This window comes from Methylocystis suflitae (assembly GCF_024448135.1).
Classification (GTDB): Bacteria; Pseudomonadota; Alphaproteobacteria; order Rhizobiales; family Beijerinckiaceae; genus Methylocystis; species Methylocystis suflitae.
Window position 1 is genome coordinate 15,898 of record NZ_JAMRYX010000052.1, and the last position, 16,369, is coordinate 32,266.

A 16,369-nucleotide genomic window follows, 5' to 3' on the forward strand; every position below is an offset into this window, starting at 1 on the left:
TTACCCTTTCGGCGTAATCCCGTTAGCAGTGAGGTGTCGTTTGATTTTCGAGCGAACGCTTATCGACGGTTCGCCAATACAGGACATGCCGACCGAAGAGCGCAGCAAGTCCTGAGAGGACAAGGACCGAGCCGAACTGCCAGACGAGCACCATGACGCTCGATTCTTGCTGATGGAACAGGAGCATGCCGGCCGCGACCAGCGACGCCGCCGCGAGCGTCGCGAGCCCGGTCGTCAGGTAGGGCGCAATTGGCGCGCCCCGGCGAACCATAACCAGGATCAGGACTAGCGGCGCCGCGCTCGTCGCAACGATTTTCCAGAAGCAGCTAAATTCCTGCTGAATGGCGAGACCCTGATATCCATGCAGCGTCCAATCGCGCCAGCAGCCTTCGCCAAGAGACGCTAGCCAGACGAGTAAAAACGGGAAAGGCGCCAGGCGCTCCCATAACGGCCGGCCGGGGCAAGTCGAGCAAAACGCGGCAGCCGCCGCCATCATCGACGTCAGAATGGCGGCCGAGAGCTCGATCAAGAAGCGCGGTTCCGCGATTCGAACTGAGAAGTCCCCACGCAACCCTATGACGGACACCAGACCCGCCGCATAGGCGAGAGAAAGCATAAACCACATCATTGCGCGCCACATGGGATGCGGCAGACGGCGGACGGGCTTGGCGCTTGCGGCGAGGCGACGAATAAGTTCTTCGGAATTCATTGCGTCTCTCTTTTCAACACTTCACGCATCGTCTTGAGCCCGCGATGCACGCTGACCTTCAACGAAGCCACGCTCTTGCCAGTCACCGCGGAAGCCTCCAGGAGCGACAAACCTTTCACTTTCATCAGCTCCACCGCCTGGCGTTGTCCGTCTGGCAACTGCGCCAGGGCGCGCCGTATCGCCTCTTGATCATCGCTGATCTCCTGCTCGTTCTTCGCGTCGTCTCCCGAAAAGGTTTCGGGCATAATGTCGACTGTCGTTTCGTTGGCGTTGCGAGCTGTCCGGCGGCGCGCGGCGTCGATCGTCCGGCGCATCGCGATCGTCATCAGCCAGGGCATGAAAGGGCGCGCTGGGTCATAAGTGTGCCGGACCGTGTGGACCGACAGCAAAACCTCCTGGACGATGTCTTCCACGTCCGGCGCGCTTGGCCATCTGTAAGCGACGAATCTGCGAAGGACGGGAAGAATTTCAGAGAGAAGCGCAGCATAGGCGGCGTTGTCGCCGTCTTGAGCGGCGCGCATCAATTGCCGCCAGCGTTCCTCGCGCTCCAACCTCGCGCGGTCGTCTCGGGGGGTAGACATGCCGTTTTGACCCTCGGCGCAGAAAGAAGAGCGGTGCTCAAGTGCTTGAGCGCAGGATTTTCTTTTCAGTCGAGCTTGAGGCGGGCTCCGGACTGGCCTCAGGCTGTTTCCGCTGTATGTGCGTTTGGCCCCACAGGTACAGCTCCCGCAGCAATGGCTCCAATGTCTTGCCGAGATCCGACAGGGAGTATTCGACCTTGGGCGGCACCTCGGCGAAAACCTTGCGCAGGATCATGCCGTCGGCTTCGAGCTCGCGTAGCTGGAGGGTCAGCATTCTCTGCGTAACATTCGGCATAAGCCTGCGAAGTTCATTGAAGCGCCTTGTGCCGTCGAGCAGGCGAAACAGAATCGTCGCCTTCCATTTGCTTCCCATGACGTCCAGGGCGGCTTCGAGCGGGCAGCATGTGTAGGTCTCATGTCGCTGTTTCCTCATGCACGCTCCATCTGTGGTATCAAAAATGACACTATCGATACTATTAGTGCCTACTTGTCCATTTTGCAAATACATGTGGATATCGCTCCATTCACGCTAAGCCAAAGGAGCAGCGGCATGCCACTCGTGAACATCAAGGGAATCAGCGGCTATCTGACGCCCGATCAGAAGAAGGAACTCATCTCGGGGGTGACGGAGGCCGTACTGGCGGTGGAAGGCGAGGGCCTGAGGGACGTGACGTGGGTCATCGTCGAGGACGTGGCCCCCGGTGCCTGGGGAGTTGGCGGCCAGCCCATGACGGACGCCGATCTTCGTCGTCTGGCAAATCGTTAGTCGGAGAAGCGAACGCAATGAGCAACGCCTATCGCATTAAAGACCTGCCCCTCCTCACGATCGAGACGGCGACTGGAAAAGCCCGGAGCCTGCTCGAATCCGCTAAGAGACAAATGGGGTTCACGCCAAAAATGTATGGGGCCATGGCCAATGAGCCGGCGCTATACGAAGCCTATTCCTCCGGCTATGCGGCCTTTCGTCAGGAATGCGGATTCACTCCCATCGAGCAAGAAGTGATCTTTCTCGTCATCAGTCGCTGGAACGGGTGCCACTACTGCATGGCGGCGCATAGCTTTGTCGCCGACAAGATGTCGAAGGTTCCGCCCGATGTAACGGACGCCATCCGCGACGGCCAGCCAATTCCCGACGCCAAGCTGCGGGCGCTCGCGGAGTTCACGCGGATCATGCTCGAAAAGCGAGGGCGTCCAAACGAAGCCGACGCGCGGGCATTCTTCTCCGCGGGATACAGCGAGAGAAATATTCTCGGAATCATCCTCGCCATCAGCGTCAAGACGATCAGCAATTATGCGAACCACGTCTTTCACACGCCGGTAGACGAGGTCTTCGCCACGCGCGTGTGGGAGATGGCGTAGAGGTCAGAGGATTGAACTTCGCTTCGGCGTGTCTCGTCGAGTGTTCCGTCATGGGCGGGACACGCCGATTTCGAGGAAACGACAATGAAGATCTCGATTGAAACACAAATCACGGTCGAAGCGCCACCGACCAGGATTTGGCGGATCCTCACCGACTTCCCAACTATGTCGTCGTAGAATCCCTTTATTCGTTCAATTTCCGGCGCGCTCACCCGGGGCAACCAACTTAGCGTGCAAATTGCGCCGCCTGATCGAGCCATCATGACGCTCAACCCAACCATACTTGTGGCCGATCAGGAACGTGAGCTGCGCTGGATCGGGAAAGTCATAGCGCGCGGCGTTTTCGCTGGAGAACATTACTTCGTGCTCGGGCCGCTCGGCCACTCGGCCACGCTTCTCAGGCACGGGGAGATATTCTCCGGATTATTGGCGCCGATTCTTATGCGTGGAACCATGTTACAGGCCACGAAACAGGGCTTTGCCGAAATGAACGACGCGTTGAAAAAGCGCGCAGAGTGAAAACATTGCGTTAGGAATTAGAGCAATCAGAAATTCAACTCTAAGTGACTACTAGCGTCCGTCCACTATCGGCCCGAACAGGGCGGATGCGGGCTCATTCGTCTGATCATTGTCGTTGAACACGACGATGAAATTCAACTCGCCTGGCTCCTTACCGAACACGTTTCTATAGTCGCCGGCGACGTCACGCTCTTCGACGCGCATAAGACCGATGTCGGCGCTTCCGCGGAGTTGGATATAGGCGAGGCTTTGGTATCGCTGAGAGCGGATAATCGATCCGTTGCGCATAGGCGTCGCCGTCCAAACATAGCTCAACGTGGGAACGTCGCGATTGAGAAACGACGGCTTGCCGAAAACGAACATGATCATTGCGCCGAAATCCTCGGTTGCGAGCTTGCGCAAATCTGCCGTGGCCTGGAGTTGGTCGACGCGCCATCGCCACCGAACGCGCGTCAGCTCAGCGCCGTCTCGTTCAACTGGTTGATAGAGACCGGATGCGGATTTATGAGGGACGCTACGTAGCATGGCGCCCTGCGCGCTCTCCTCGACGCTGAAATCGTTTCGGCCAACGAAGTCGATCCGCTTCGCGCTAGCCAGCGCTCTTGCAGGATCTAGCAGTAGACTTTCCGCCCGCGCGACGGACAAGGCCGTCCACGTCATCCAGAATATCGAAATAGCTCCTGCGCCGAGCTTCGCTTTTGTCAATTTTGTATCGCTCCCCCTCTTATGACGAGCCATCATTTCATGAACCTGATATTCCGAGCCCGACAACGCCCCCAACCCTGCGGCACGAGCGCCAATTTCTTGTCATATCAGCCTAGCCGCACCAGCGTAAATTTGGTCATGTTCGTGGTTCCGGGATCGATAGTGTCGCGGAAGGAAGAGGCGCCGAGCATCGCAAGCCGAAGCGCCGAAGATCATTCGGAGCCCCGCTTCACCGCACGACATCATTAAGTGACCAGTCATACTGATGACTGCTAATCGATCTTACAGAGTCGAGTTTTAACCTGAGAGACGGAGTAGCATATTTGCGGAGATGTCTGAGGACGCCCACATCATCGCCGCCGAAGTCCGACTTGAACCATTCGTAAATCGAAGAAACCACGAGCCGGCCGCCGGAGAAATTCGTTCCTCGCGGGTTGTTGACATAGGCTTTCGCCGCCGCGTCGAGTTGCGCGTCGAGGCGGGCGCCGGTGAAGGCGTGCGTCTGTAGATTGGGACAGCCGACCGATGCGCAATTTACGGAATAATGCGCTCGCGGATCCCTGAACAGCCGCCGTAGAACGCCGTGTTCGATGTCGTCGAGACTGAATTCGACGCCCTGCAGTGTCAGCACTTTGGCCTTCCAGGGGCCGCCGGTGAACGCCGCAAAGAGCCCGCCGCCGAGCGAGACGTTTTTGATCGACGAGACAGGATAGTGATCCAGCACGATGTCGATCGTCTTTGCATTATAAAGATTAGCGAGGAAGGCGAACTGCTCCGAACGGCCGAGCGTTCGCGGGTCGATGGCGCGCAGGCTTTCGAGATACTGCTTTAACTCTGCGTGGCCATTCGCTTGAAAGCTTCCATAGTCCACCCGGTTCAGCCCGTCATCGGCCGGATGCACATAAGTTTGCAGCAGACGGTCCCACGCCGAGTGATCGACAACCACGGAAGGATCATTTGCAGCTTCGCGGAAGAGATCCGCGGGCTCGGTTGTCGCCGCAGCCGCGTAAGATATAAGCGCGAGAAGTGACGCCACGCGCACACCCCCCCAAAAAGCTACGTCAATCACTTCGGCAATTCTTCGCATTCGTGGCTCCTTCTGGGCAGCAATTATGCCGTCGACTCTGGCGGCCGTTCCAGGGCATACGTTTAAGAGTCGACGTTCTCCACGATCCGCGCGGGTATCGCGGAGATCACATCGTCGGCCCGGCGGCGAGCGCCGGGATCGCACTTGCTTGACGGCTTGCTCGACTAGAATCTTGCCAGGATCGACGCGGGCGCAAACAGATTGAAGTGATAATTCACGCCCGCGCGGACGGTGTGAAATCGTGTGTCCCCGCGATTGCCGGCAAAAAATGCGTTTCCGCCGTTGTTGCTCAGACTGGTGTAGAGATATTCGACCTTCGCCGACCATTTGGGAAAGGCTGCGGGAGCCCATTCGACGCCGCCGCCCGCTGTCCAGCCTGTCTGCGTGTCCCCGTATTCGTTGAAGAGCCCCGCCTGTTTCACTCTCCCGTACGCCAATCCACCGCCGCCATAGACGAGCAACCGCGAATTAAACAGCGCAATGCCAGCGCGACCGCGAACCGTGCCAAACCACTCGACTTTCGTCGGCAGCACGTCAAAGAAGCTGACATTAAAGCCGCCGTTTCGCGTAGAAATGTCGGCGCCCTGAAAGTCAGTTTCGAGGCCGGCGACCAACAATGGCGTCAGCTGATAATTGAACCCGACCTGACCGCCGCCGACGAAACCGTTGAAGTCTGAACGCTGGCCGAAGCCATAGCCCGCATTGAGGCCGACATAAGGACCCGTCCAGGAGAACGCCGGCGGCGGAATGTATGCGAGAGACGCTTTTCGGGAAGGAAGATCGGCCGCATTGGCCGAGCCTGTGGCGAGAACTGTGGCGAGAGCCAAAGCCGAGATTCGCTGTTTCATCTTGCCGTTCCTTCATACTGGTTTGATCTGGAGCTCGCGGCCTTGTTGCATCGGCTGCATTTGCACTCCGATCACGAAGTGACGTTAGCGGCGAACGCTCTCCATGTTTCCCAGTTCGAACGGCGGTGACGAAAGTTACACGTGGACAAATTCATTGATGCGAGAACGGCGGCAAATCGAACGTGTCCCACAGATACTGCGACGCATGTCGTGAAGCGAAAAAACAAAAACGTGAAGCGCCTGCGTGAGAGGCGTATTGTGCGAAGGCGATCAGCGATGCAAAGCCCCAACGCTTGCGGCATTGCCTTTTCAAAGCACAGTCTTGGAAGGCAGGGAACCGAGGCGCTACTCACACTTCACGCGGTTCGTTTTTTGACAACGCATGAGTGGCGTCGATTCATCACGCGGCGAAGGCGCTCGCCGCTCACTCACCTGTTCAGAAGAAGTTGCACAGTCGGAACGCTGGGCCGCGTGTGCCGCGCTCGTTAAGAATGGATCAAAAGCTCTCGACCATGCGCTACGATGGCGCTCAACCGACGGCGATGAGCGTGACGACAAGGATGACGACAGCAGCCGCAGCGTAGATCGAAAGAGCAGCCGTGATGGCGTTCATGAGCGTCCTCATGTCTTGCGCGGCGAAACGGGCGCTTAGATCTCGCGCCTCGAAGCGTTGGCCGCATTCGACAATGGATTCTTCGAACGAACTGTCTGAAAGTTACAAATGCCGTGGAAGCATCGCAAATGCGATGCGCGCGATCGGCGAACATTTAGTGTTCAGCAATCCCGTCACGGAATTGGGCGCGTGCGAGCCTTCGTCGCTCGCATGTGATTATGGCGCGCGCAGTGACTCATGGCCGTCGAGCGACGGCCTGGACTATGGAGAAAGGGAACTCGCGCTCGGTTGCGTCGGCGCGACGCAAAAACCCTGAGGTGCGACATCGAGCGCCGCGTTGAATTTCGATGAAAGATTCTGAAACGCGATTAAACCGGTCAATTCTACGATGGCGTCGTCGGGCCACCTCAGTTTTAGTTTCGCTCGCAAGTCGTCGCTTACGCCCGGCTCAGTAATCGTCATTGCTTCGGCGTATTCAAGAGCGAGCTTTTCGTCCGCGGTGAAGAGCGCGCGCTCCCGCCATGCGGGGAGCGCCTCGATTTTCTGCATTGGGACGCCGCGCTTCGCCAGCGTCGCCGAATTGATGTCGACGCAAAACGCGCAATGATTGATTTGCGAGACTCGCACTGTCACGAGAGATCGTAGTGCAGGCGAGAGCGGGGACGACCGCCGATCCAGTGCGCCATAAAGTAATGCGACAGCCGCGAAAACCCAAGGGGAGCGACCCCACAGCAGGCCGGGATCGAGCACGCGGCCATAGGTTCGCCGTTGCTTCCAGAAGAAAAGGCGAATGAACCACGGATAGTCGATTATCTCTTTCGCCGGCACAACAGACATTTGCGGATTTCCATCAGTGAGAGAGATGAGGCTCAAGACGGCGCTTTGCGCAATCGGCGCAAGGCGACCGGCAGTAGCGACAAAAGACCGAGCCCAACAAGGGCGGCGATCAGGGTCGGGCTGAACACGTCTTTCAGCCGCACATCGTCTCCGGCGTCGAATACCTGTCCCAGGCTTGCGCCAAAGGCTGTGTAGATCGTAGTCCCCGGGATAATCCCGAGTGCGGTCGCTGCAACATAGGGAGCAAGGCGCATATCGAGGAGCGCCGGGACCAGATTGACGGCCCAGAACGGGAAGGCCGGCACAAGGCGCAGGAAAAGCAGATAGCTGAAGGCGTCCTTGCGAAAGCCCTCGGCCATGCGGGCGAGAAACGGCCCGGCGCGTTGACGCAGCAAATCGCCAAAGGCCGAACGCGCGATCATAAACAGCAGCGTCGCCCCCGCCGTCGCGCCAATGACGGTCAGCGTTGCGCCAAGCGGCACGCCAAAGAGGAAGCCGCCGGCCAGCGTCATGATTGTCGCGCCAGGCAGGGAAAGCGCGACGACAGCGGCATAGGCAAAGACAAAGCCGATCGCCGCCGTAAATGCGTGAGCCTCCACAAAGGCGAGAAGTAGGGCGCGATGGTCTTTCAGAGCTTCGAGCGTGAGGTAGCGATCGAGCCGGAACGCAAAGGCGGCCGCGACGAGCGCCACTAGAACGAGGAGAGGGACGACGCGTTTGAGATTCATCCAAAAAGTCCCAGAAAGCGCACGAGTTTGCGCGTGCGCGGAGAAAAGAGCGTCGGCGTGTAGTAGCTCCCAGCGGCCCGCTTGGAGATTTCGCCCAGCGTCGGATAGGGAGCGATGAGATTGGCGATGGCGCCGATTTTCAGGCCTTGAGAGATCGCTAACGTCCAGGGCGCGATCAATTCGCCGGCCTTCTGGCCGACCATCGTCGCGCCGAGCACCCGCCCGCGCTTGGTCGTAACGACTTTGAGAAAACCGCGAGTCGTCCCCTCGGCGCGCGCGCGGTCGTTGTCTCGAAATTCGGCGCGCAGCACTTGCGCGCCGTCGCCATAGTGGTCCCGCGCCTGTTCTTCGTTGAGACCGACCTGAGCGAGTTCGGGGTCGGTATAAGTGACCCATGGAAAGGGCGATGGCTTGCTTTTCGCTGGCAGCCGGAAAAGCGCATTACGAATGATGACGCCGGCGTGATAGTTCGCCATATGCGTGAATTGAAGTCCGCCAATCACATCTCCCGCGGCGAAAATCCCTTTGTTCGTCGTGCGCAGGCGCGCATCAACCTCGACGCCCTTTCCGGAGAAGCGCACGCCGGCCGCCTCTAAACCAAGATTTTCGATATTTGGCTTGCGGCCGGCAGCAAGAAGCAGATGCGAGCCATCGAGGCGTTTCTCTCCAGCCTCCGTCTCAATCACGAGCGCGACGCCGCGAGTTCTGTTCTCTATCCGTGCGATTGTTGCGTTTTCCAGTATGTCGACGCCCTCTTCGGCGAGCGTCTCGCGCACTACGGCGACCGCGTCCGGATCATCCTTGGGCAAGATTGGACCAATATCGAGCAAGGTGACTTTCGCGCCGAGGCGCCGATGCGCCTGCGCCATTTCACAGCCGATCGGCCCGGCGCCAATGATGAGCAAATGGTTCGGTAGGACCGAATTCTCGAAGATCGACTCGTTCGTGAAATAAGGAACTTCTTCGATTCCCGGAATGTCGGGGATCGCGGCGCGGCTTCCTGTCGCGAGCACGAAGCGCCGCGCGCGGATTGTTTTTCCGCCGGCTTCGATCGTTCGTTCATCTATAAACCGGGCGCGCGCCTGTATTACCGTACAGCCTACCCCAACAAAGCGCTCAACCGAGTCGTGCGGCGCGATCGATGCAATCACGTCGTGCACATAGGCGTTGACAGCAGCGAAATCGACGCGGGGCTCGCCGCCATGAACGCCGAAGCGCGTCGCTCGCGAAACCGCGTACGCGGCCTTGGCGGCCGCGAGCAGCGATTTCGACGGCACGCAGCCTGTATTTAGGCAATCTCCGCCCATGCGGTTTGCCTCGATAAGAATCGTCTGGGCGCCCATCTGCGCCGCGCCCGCGGCGACCGAGAGACCGGCGGAGCCGGCGCCGATAATGCAAATGTCGCACGTAATTTGTTCGCTCACGATCCATTGTCTCCCTTCGCGCTGCACGAAGCGCCGCCAAGAACGCAGAAACGCGAGCAGAAGACATGATTGAGACTGACCGGGCGGAATGACTCCGCGAGCGTCGTCCCCAACTCGAAGCCATGCGCGTCCGGCAAAAGCGTGCAGGACACAACAGCAGGCCGCTCAGCTCCCTTGCGCTTGATCACCATCCGCGAAGTCGCGCACATCATCTCCATGGGAGAGCGGCCCAATATGCTCCAGCAGCCTTCGCTGATCTCAGGCACATCTTCGCGCGCGTCCATTTCCGGGAAGAGGACCAATCGAGCGGCGTCGTCTGCGTCGACGCTCAACCCGAGCCTGTCGAACAGCGCGCGAAATCCGCCTCGCGTCTCGGCCTCGGTCTCATCCCATACGAGACGCGAAGCGATGGTCAGATCGAAATTATTGGACGCGAGCCAGCGCAAGCCGTCGATCGCAGGTTCCCAGCTGTTAGGTCCGCGAATTTTTTCATGGCCGGCCGCTTCGTAATGGTCGAGCGATACGCGTATCGTCAGCCTGCCTGGGAATCTCGCTCTGAGATCGAGCAGCTTCGCCTTCGCGCGCTGCATCGGTTTCATCCCATTCGTGAGGATAACAACCCGATGGCCCGCGGTGAGGCAATCTTCGAGCATTCCCGGCGTATCGGGGTTCATGAAGGGCTCGCCGCCGGTGAATCCGATTTCTAACGGTCCACCAAAGAGCCCCGCCGCTTCCATCAGGAAGGCCGCCGCCTCAGCGCGCGTCAGATAGGAAAGGCGGTCGTTGCGCGGCGAGGATTCGATATAGCACCCCTCGCAGGCGAGATTGCAAAGCGTCCCCGTGTTGAACCACAAGGTTTCAAGACGGTGAAAGGGAACCGACGCGCGGCGCTCACCCTTGGCCGTGACGTCTGGATCAGCGAATTGGGCCGCCGCCCGGGAAAGGTCTGCGCGAACGCATTCCCCATTCAAGACACTGACCGAAGGGACTCTCATACGACGGTTCCTTGATGTTCAGTTAAGCAATTCGAATCTGCGCTACAAAAGGTTTCACCGCTGCGGCGGATATGTCGCGCCGCAGCTATATAGTCGGCCAACTGCCTTCCTCGAGGATGTTTTCTAATCTCCGGCACGGAAGTAACCTTTCCCGCGTCGCGACGAAGGCCTCAATAGGCGGTCAGCATGAGCCTATCGATTGTCATTCCGATCTTGAACGCTTCGCGAACGCTGCCAGGAGCACTGGCGGCGCTCTCTGGCGTCGACGGCGAAGTTCTCGTCGTCGACGGCGGCTCAACCGATGCTAGCGCCAAGATGGCGCGCGACTGGGGCGCGCGGGTCATTGTCGCGCCGAGAGGACGCGGCCCGCAATTGCGCGCGGGCGCCGAGCAAGCAAGGGGCGACTGGCTCTTGTTTCTTCACGCCGATACTTTGCTGGAGGAAGGCTGGCGGAAGGCCGTGACCCATTTTTGCAAGGACCCGGCAAATCGGACGAAGGCGGCGACCTTCCGCTTCGCTCTGGATGATCCGTCACGGCAAGCGCGACGTCTGGAGCGAATGGTCGCCTGGCGCGTTAGGAGACTGGGCTTGCCCTATGGCGATCAGGGCCTGCTTATTCATCGCGACCTTTATCGCGCTGTCGGCGGCTATAAGCCGCTGGAGCTGATGGAGGATGTCGACTTCGCGCGCCGGATCGGTCGGCGCCGCGTCGTAGCGCTTCCCGTAACGGCGCGCACCTCCGCCGCGCGGTGGCGTCGGGAGGGATGGCTGCGGCGCAGCGCCCGCAACCTCCTTTGCCTTTTGCTCTATTTTGCGCGTGTTCCGCCTCGGTTGATAAAGCGCGTCTACGGCTGACCATGGGTCTTCGCGCGCATCTTGTCATTTTTACGCGCGCGCCGCGATACGGCGCCGGCAAGCGGCGCCTCGAGGCAGGCATAGGGCCTATGCAGGCGTTGAGGTTTCAGCGCGTTATGCTCACGCAGACACTTCAACGTCTCGGCGCCGATCCGCGCTGGATAACATGGCTCGCGGTGACGCCCGATCGCTCTGGACCTTGGCCGCCTCGCTTTGGCGTTTTGCCGCAAGGCAAGGGCGACCTCGGCGAGCGCATGGCGCGGGTCGCAAAAGCGTTGCCGGCGGGACCCGTACTCATCATGGGCTCCGATGTGCCGCGGGTCACGATTGTCGAAGTGGCGGGCGCTTTTCGGGCGTTGCGCAATCATGACGCGGTTTTTGGCCCTGCAGCGGACGGTGGCTATTGGGCCGTTGGCTTTCGCCGCCGACCCCGCTTCGTTGATCCCTTCCGCGACGTGCGGTGGTCGACGGAACATGCGTTATCCGACAGTCTGGCGAATTTAGCCGGCGCTTCGGTCGCGATGCTCAATATGCACGAGGACGTCGACGACGCCGCGTCGCTCGCGCGTCTTTCCGGTTGGGAGTTTCTATACGGTCGCCGCCGCCGGTAACCGAGGTCCATTGGAGGAACGCCCCGCCTCGATTAGAACCGCGAGATCCACTGGATAGTCGACGCCCGCAATTTCGCGCCCAAGACGATAACCCCACCTTTCGGTTGATGCGTAACCTTGAGACCGAGCAAGTTCAAACGTCGCCGTATCGGTTACGGCCGTCACCCGCTCAATCTTGGAGTGCTTTTCGAGCCGGGCGCCGAAATTGACGGCGTCGCCTATAATCGTGTACTCGAGCCTTGTGCTGTCGCCAACCGCGCCAAACAAAACATCGCCCGTTGAGACTGCCAAGCCAAACGAGGGCGCCACTAAGCCAGCCTCGATGCGCGTAGTGCGCCACGCCTCAAGCTCCGACGCGATCGCATCGACAGCGCGGAGTGCGTCAGCGGCATAAGTATCGTTTACGATCACAGCGCCAAAACTCGCGAGGATTCCGTCGCCGAGGAATTTGTCGATGAATCCTCCGCTACGCTGAACGAGCGGTATAACCCGCCTTTGATACTCGCCGAGCAGCTGCATTACCTCCTGAGGCGTCAGGCGGCGAGAAATCCTTGTGAAATCGCGCAAGTCGATAACGAGGGCGGCAGCCGATCTCAGCTCCGCCTGACCGGGCTCGATCGGCGCCTCGGCGTGCGCGATTCTCTGCGCCAGGCCTCTTGCGACGAAGCGAGACAAGTCGTTTGCCGCAGCATGATCGACGACGCAACGCAGAACAAGTTGTCGCGTTCTCCGCAACGCTAATGCCAGCACCGCCGTAACCATGAGAATCGAGACAATCTTGTCAAATTCCGCGCCGAGCAGAATGCTCGACGAATTCATGTAATGGACATAGTCGTGAGTGACCGGTGGATTATCCGATTGCGCCACTATGGCGTAGAGTAAGAGACCGCCCCAGCCGGCGGCGCTGACCGCTCCTGCGAGCAACACCCATCGCGCCTCGAAACTCAATGTGCGCAAAGCTATAAAAATAAAGACATAAAGCAGTGTTGGCGCCTTCAAGTAAAAAGCTGGCGGCTGATCATATTGAAGATGAAAGCTCCAAATCAGCAACATCAGCACGCCTATATCGACGATGATCGTCAGCGCTACATGCCAATCCGCGAGTCGGTTTTGATAAATCAGGATGAGCCTGACGATGATGAACGCGCCATAGGCCGCCAGCGTCCACGGAACGGACTCGAATGCTTGCGAGGGTAAAGCTCTTGGCGCGAGCGCATAGAGCGCGCTCCAAATCAGCAGCAAGGCGCCTTGCGCCCAAGCGATAAGCAGTTCTCCCTGCTTATGTTCCTGCGCAATCACTCCTCTCAACCGTGACGGAATATGAGCCGGCGCCGGCTCGCCGAGTGGAACTGCCGTTAACGAGCGCCAGAATTGGGAAACTGCGTGTCGGAACATCGTCGTTGTGTGAGCCACGGCGTTCATGGAGGGTGAGCGGCTTAATCTTCTTTCGGCCAGTTGTGGGCCTTTGCTTGCTTACAAGCAGTTCCGAACGATTCCGTCAGGCTCGAGTCACTGGCAAATTGCATAGCCAAGGCAGGGATCGCTGGCGCCGGACCTGAGTGAATTGACGATTTTTGCGCTACCGCCTGCGACGCCAATGAAGAGCAGGGATGCGAGCAACGCGATTTGAGCTGTCTTTTTCATGTCGTCCTCCCTTATTGGACTCCATCCTTGGGGCATGAAACTCTTATTCGCTCGTGGACGCGCCCCACAATTCTGCCTACGGGCGTGAGTGCTCCGATCGCGAAGCAGGATCAGGACCAATCGCAGCGATACGCACGACGCCGTCCGAGCTCTCGTTCAGATTCTCGACTCCGGATCCTCTACGCAGGTGCGTCGTCAAAAACGGCTAAGACATTCTTCGAGCGAGACCGGTTCCTGGTTACGGAACTGACTGAAATTCTTTTCCGGTGAGATTTCTCAATTTGTGTGTCGGTAGTTGGTTCTTCGATGATGTTGGGATGCTCGCGCGCGCGGCCGGTCTATCATCGCGCAATCTTTCGTCCCGTAATGTGAACGAAAATGAAAACGCCAACGAATTCAGTCGGGGGGATCGGCGGTAACGGACCTCCGCTACCAAATCCCCCCACTTCGCGGACCCGATTGGGGTGGGCCTGCTCACTGAGCAGCGCCGTTAAGCGGCCAGATGCCTCAACCTGAACGCCGCTGGCGCGGGCGCCATCCAGGAACGCCGCTGTCTCAACCAAGTCCCCGATGGCCTCCACACGTTCTGTCCCTTAAGAAGGATTTCGCGCGCTCGCTTGATCGGCGCACGGAACCGGGGCGCGCCGGGTCGAGCGCCGCAACGCTTCTGCTTCGAGTTCCTTGCCGACGCGGAACATGAACCGCCCGACCTCGCGCGCGCGCCGCGGCGGCGTGGTAATCGAGTTTTGCCTGGGTCCAGGATGGAATCGTCGTCTGCGAGTCGAGAACGGACGGCTGGCAGAATGCTGGATGGAACGCGCGAACGACAGCAATCTGGCGAGCGCGGAAATAAGCAATTTCTTCAGTGACCCGCTGACGCTAGGCGCACTCCTGCCTCTGCGCTCGCCGTGGCGTGGGCTCTGCCAGGCTCTCGACAGATTTCTGCTCGAGCCCCTCGAGCACGCTATCCATCAGCCCCTTCATTTTCCGGCGCAGCATCAGTAGATCGAGCAACTGACCGACGGGGCCGAACTTGGGCGTGTAGGTCATTTGCATGGCGGCTCGCGACACCGCTCCCTTCGGTGACACCGCGAGCGTCGTCCGCACATCGCGTATCGGCATCGTGCCGGCGTATATCTCGACCGTGTACCTTTCGCCAGGCCGCCAATCGACAACGCGTTCCTCGATCCAGTTTCGCCCGTCGTTAAGTTCGCAGCGACGTCCGGCGCCGACTCCTTCGAGGGGTGTGCCGTCGATGTGGGCGGAGCGTGACAGGTTCGGATTGAATGCATCGATGCGGTGAAAATCCTTTAGCAGCGCCCAGACGACGCTGGCGTCCGCAGCGATGTCGCGCTCAGCCCTAAGCGTTGTCATCCCAGCTCTCCTTCCGTGGAAAAGAGACTTGCGGTTCTCTTATCCTGGTCGGATATAAAAGAATGCGCGTTCTCTGTCAAACGAGCATGGGCGCGATGGAGAAGGCAATGGGAAGGCCGAGAGAGTTTAACCCTGACGCAGCGGTGCAAACCGCGATGACTCTGTTCTGGCAGCGGGGATACGATTCCGTATCGTTCGACACCCTTGTGGGAGAGACTGGCGCGAGCCGCAAGGGACTTTATGCGCTTTGGCCGGACAAGCAGGCGCTGCTTGTTGCCGCGCTAATGAGCTACCGACAGATGGTCGGCGAGCGCCTTCTGCACGACTTGGAGAGCGCTGAGGCGGGTTTGGCGGAAATCGCCGAATTCTGGGACAAGTTTGAGCACGCTGCCCGGCAATCGGGTTGGTCTGGCTGCCTCGTCATGCGAACCGCTGCGAATAAGATCGCTGCGGAGCCTCAGGTGGCGGTAGAGATCAAGGCATTCTTCGACCGCCTGTCCAATGCGCTTGAGAACGCTCTGCGCGGCGCCTTGAGACGCCGTGAGATAAAATCGGATCCTTCCCCTCAGGTGCGCGCTCGGCAGGCGTTCTCAGTTGCGGTGGCCTGCTCGGCGATCGGCTCGTTTGAAGGGTTCACGCCTCGCGTCGCGGATCTGATCAACGCGGGTCGGGCGGCATGCGGCGCCTTAGCTCATAGACGAGGGAAGGTTGTGTAAGATGAAGCGCACGAAAAAAAACCAAGCAATAGAGACTTCTGTAAGCCGCACCATCGAGGCCGATTCTGCATTTGTGGTCCATCCTGGGAGATTTCGGAATGGAACACCGCTGGGCCTCCCAGCTGTCGCATTGTTGCCGCAGCACGGAAACGGTCCATGTCGGGACGGTACGCTCCTGTGAACTGGCCAAGCCCATCATGGGCCGATCAGCCGTGGATGAAGAACTCATAGAGTTCGATCCCGGGAAAGCCTTGTCGTACAGGCTGCGGGGGGCCGTTCCGTTGTGCTGAAGTCCGCTGGACGATAAACCCTGTCGCCACCGGCACCTTAGTTGAAGTTTCCGGCCGCTTTGAGCCGCGCTGCGCCCTGATTGGCTTCTTTTTTGGCGGTCTCGCACGGACTGCTGCAACACGCGCCGCGCAACGCGCAGTTGACGATCTGTCTACGTTTATCGAGGCGCGCTGCGGCGCAATGAGCTGTGATGGAAGTTGGGACTTGAATTCGGAACGGCGTCGAATTGCACGCGATGCGCTACGAGATTCGAATTCCTGGTGAATTGCCAAGAGTTATGCCCTTCAGCCAATTCTGTAGCGATTTGTCCTAGGGTCATCGCCGCCTGCACGGCCAAGATAGGAAATACTCGGCGTTCCAAGGCGACCGGTGAGGTTGCCGAGAATGTTGAATTCGAGCCTTGGCAGCGTTGCAAGCCGCCAAGTGACGACGAGGTCGCGTCAATCTCCGCTATCATCATTGGTTTCAGGAAG

General features: G+C 59.2%; 19 protein-coding genes. 6 read left to right on the forward strand and 13 right to left on the reverse strand.

All coding sequences use genetic code 11. The features are described from left to right. Positions 1-22: 22 nt before the first annotated feature. The 3 genes from NEI07_RS04080 to NEI07_RS04090 are packed head-to-tail and all read right to left on the reverse strand — an operon-like array spanning position 23 to position 1,723. Positions 23-709: an NrsF family protein gene (locus tag NEI07_RS04080; protein ID WP_256032903.1), complete on the reverse strand. Its 687-nt coding sequence runs from the start codon at positions 707-709 to the stop codon at positions 23-25. Further along, entirely contained in the window at positions 706-1,290 is a 585-nt protein-coding gene (locus NEI07_RS04085; protein ID WP_256032905.1) for a sigma-70 family RNA polymerase sigma factor, read from the reverse strand. Before NEI07_RS04085 ends, NEI07_RS04080 begins: the two co-directional genes overlap by 4 nt. 37 nt (positions 1,291-1,327) lie before the next feature. Further along, positions 1,328-1,723: a winged helix-turn-helix transcriptional regulator gene (locus tag NEI07_RS04090; protein WP_256032907.1), complete on the reverse strand. Its 396-nt coding sequence runs from the start codon at positions 1,721-1,723 to the stop codon at positions 1,328-1,330. 117 nt (positions 1,724-1,840) lie between these two features. Here NEI07_RS04090 and NEI07_RS04095 point away from each other — a divergent pair, with 117 nt between their 5' ends. From NEI07_RS04095 to NEI07_RS04105, 3 genes are all read left to right on the forward strand, one after another. Further along, positions 1,841-2,056, forward strand: coding sequence for a tautomerase family protein (locus NEI07_RS04095; RefSeq protein WP_256032908.1), 216 nt, complete (start codon positions 1,841-1,843; stop codon positions 2,054-2,056). 17 nt (positions 2,057-2,073) lie between these two features. Further along, a complete protein-coding gene (locus NEI07_RS04100; RefSeq protein WP_256032909.1) occupies positions 2,074-2,649 on the forward strand; it encodes a carboxymuconolactone decarboxylase family protein in 576 nt (191 codons plus the stop codon). A gap of 261 nt (positions 2,650-2,910) precedes the next feature. Then, positions 2,911-3,168, forward strand: coding sequence for an SRPBCC domain-containing protein (locus NEI07_RS04105; RefSeq protein ID WP_256032911.1), 258 nt, complete (start codon positions 2,911-2,913; stop codon positions 3,166-3,168). A 51-nt stretch (positions 3,169-3,219) separates the two neighbouring features. On the opposite strand, the gene NEI07_RS04110 is transcribed toward NEI07_RS04105, so the two are convergent. The 7 genes from NEI07_RS04110 to NEI07_RS04140 form a co-directional block, all read right to left on the reverse strand. Then, positions 3,220-3,909, reverse strand: coding sequence for a DUF3047 domain-containing protein (locus NEI07_RS04110; RefSeq protein WP_328516958.1), 690 nt, complete (start codon positions 3,907-3,909; stop codon positions 3,220-3,222). A 193-nt stretch (positions 3,910-4,102) separates the two neighbouring features. Continuing rightward, on the reverse strand, positions 4,103-4,960 hold the full coding sequence (locus NEI07_RS04115) for a DUF547 domain-containing protein (RefSeq protein WP_256032913.1): 858 nt from the start codon (positions 4,958-4,960) through the stop codon (positions 4,103-4,105). A 164-nt stretch (positions 4,961-5,124) separates the two neighbouring features. Further along, positions 5,125-5,808, reverse strand: coding sequence for an outer membrane protein (locus tag NEI07_RS04120; RefSeq protein WP_256032914.1), 684 nt, complete (start codon positions 5,806-5,808; stop codon positions 5,125-5,127). A gap of 874 nt (positions 5,809-6,682) precedes the next feature. Then, on the reverse strand, positions 6,683-7,258 hold the full coding sequence (locus NEI07_RS04125) for a carboxymuconolactone decarboxylase family protein (RefSeq protein WP_256032915.1): 576 nt from the start codon (positions 7,256-7,258) through the stop codon (positions 6,683-6,685). Between the two features lie 32 nt (positions 7,259-7,290). Beyond that, a complete protein-coding gene (locus tag NEI07_RS04130; protein ID WP_256032917.1) occupies positions 7,291-7,986 on the reverse strand; it encodes a TVP38/TMEM64 family protein in 696 nt (231 codons plus the stop codon). Continuing rightward, on the reverse strand, positions 7,983-9,410 hold the full coding sequence (locus NEI07_RS04135; RefSeq protein ID WP_256032918.1) for a dihydrolipoyl dehydrogenase family protein: 1,428 nt from the start codon (positions 9,408-9,410) through the stop codon (positions 7,983-7,985). Before NEI07_RS04135 ends, NEI07_RS04130 begins: the two co-directional genes overlap by 4 nt. After that, positions 9,407-10,405 carry a radical SAM protein gene (locus NEI07_RS04140; RefSeq protein WP_256032919.1) on the reverse strand — a complete coding sequence of 333 codons (999 nt, stop codon included), beginning with the start codon at positions 10,403-10,405 and terminating at the stop codon, positions 9,407-9,409. The genes NEI07_RS04135 and NEI07_RS04140 overlap by 4 nt, the downstream gene beginning before the upstream one ends. Before the next feature lie 186 nt (positions 10,406-10,591). Between NEI07_RS04140 and NEI07_RS04145 the strand changes: the two genes are divergently transcribed. Both NEI07_RS04145 and NEI07_RS04150 read left to right on the forward strand, forming a co-directional pair. Then, positions 10,592-11,260, forward strand: a complete 669-nt coding sequence (locus tag NEI07_RS04145; protein ID WP_256032920.1) for a TIGR04283 family arsenosugar biosynthesis glycosyltransferase — start codon at positions 10,592-10,594, stop codon at positions 11,258-11,260. 116 nt (positions 11,261-11,376) lie between these two features. Then, positions 11,377-11,871: a TIGR04282 family arsenosugar biosynthesis glycosyltransferase gene (locus NEI07_RS04150; protein WP_256032921.1), complete on the forward strand. Its 495-nt coding sequence runs from the start codon at positions 11,377-11,379 to the stop codon at positions 11,869-11,871. Here NEI07_RS04150 and NEI07_RS19575 read toward each other — a convergent pair. Together NEI07_RS19575 and NEI07_RS04160 are read right to left on the reverse strand one after the other, a co-directional pair. Then, entirely contained in the window at positions 11,848-13,170 is a 1,323-nt protein-coding gene (locus NEI07_RS19575; protein ID WP_256032922.1) for an adenylate/guanylate cyclase domain-containing protein, read from the reverse strand. The two genes, NEI07_RS04150 and NEI07_RS19575, sit on opposite strands and share 24 nt — an antisense overlap. A gap of 1,224 nt (positions 13,171-14,394) precedes the next feature. After that, positions 14,395-14,889, reverse strand: coding sequence for an SRPBCC family protein (locus tag NEI07_RS04160; protein WP_256032923.1), 495 nt, complete (start codon positions 14,887-14,889; stop codon positions 14,395-14,397). Positions 14,890-14,996: 107 nt separating this feature from the next. Between NEI07_RS04160 and NEI07_RS04165 the strand changes: the two genes are divergently transcribed. Further along, positions 14,997-15,605 (forward strand): TetR/AcrR family transcriptional regulator, encoded by a 609-nt coding sequence (locus NEI07_RS04165; protein ID WP_256032926.1) that lies wholly within the window; start codon positions 14,997-14,999, stop codon positions 15,603-15,605. A gap of 448 nt (positions 15,606-16,053) precedes the next feature. Here the strand turns inward: NEI07_RS04165 and NEI07_RS04170 are convergent. Further along, positions 16,054-16,369 (reverse strand): hypothetical protein (locus NEI07_RS04170; RefSeq protein WP_256032927.1); only part of this gene is annotated, 316 nt, incomplete at its 5' end.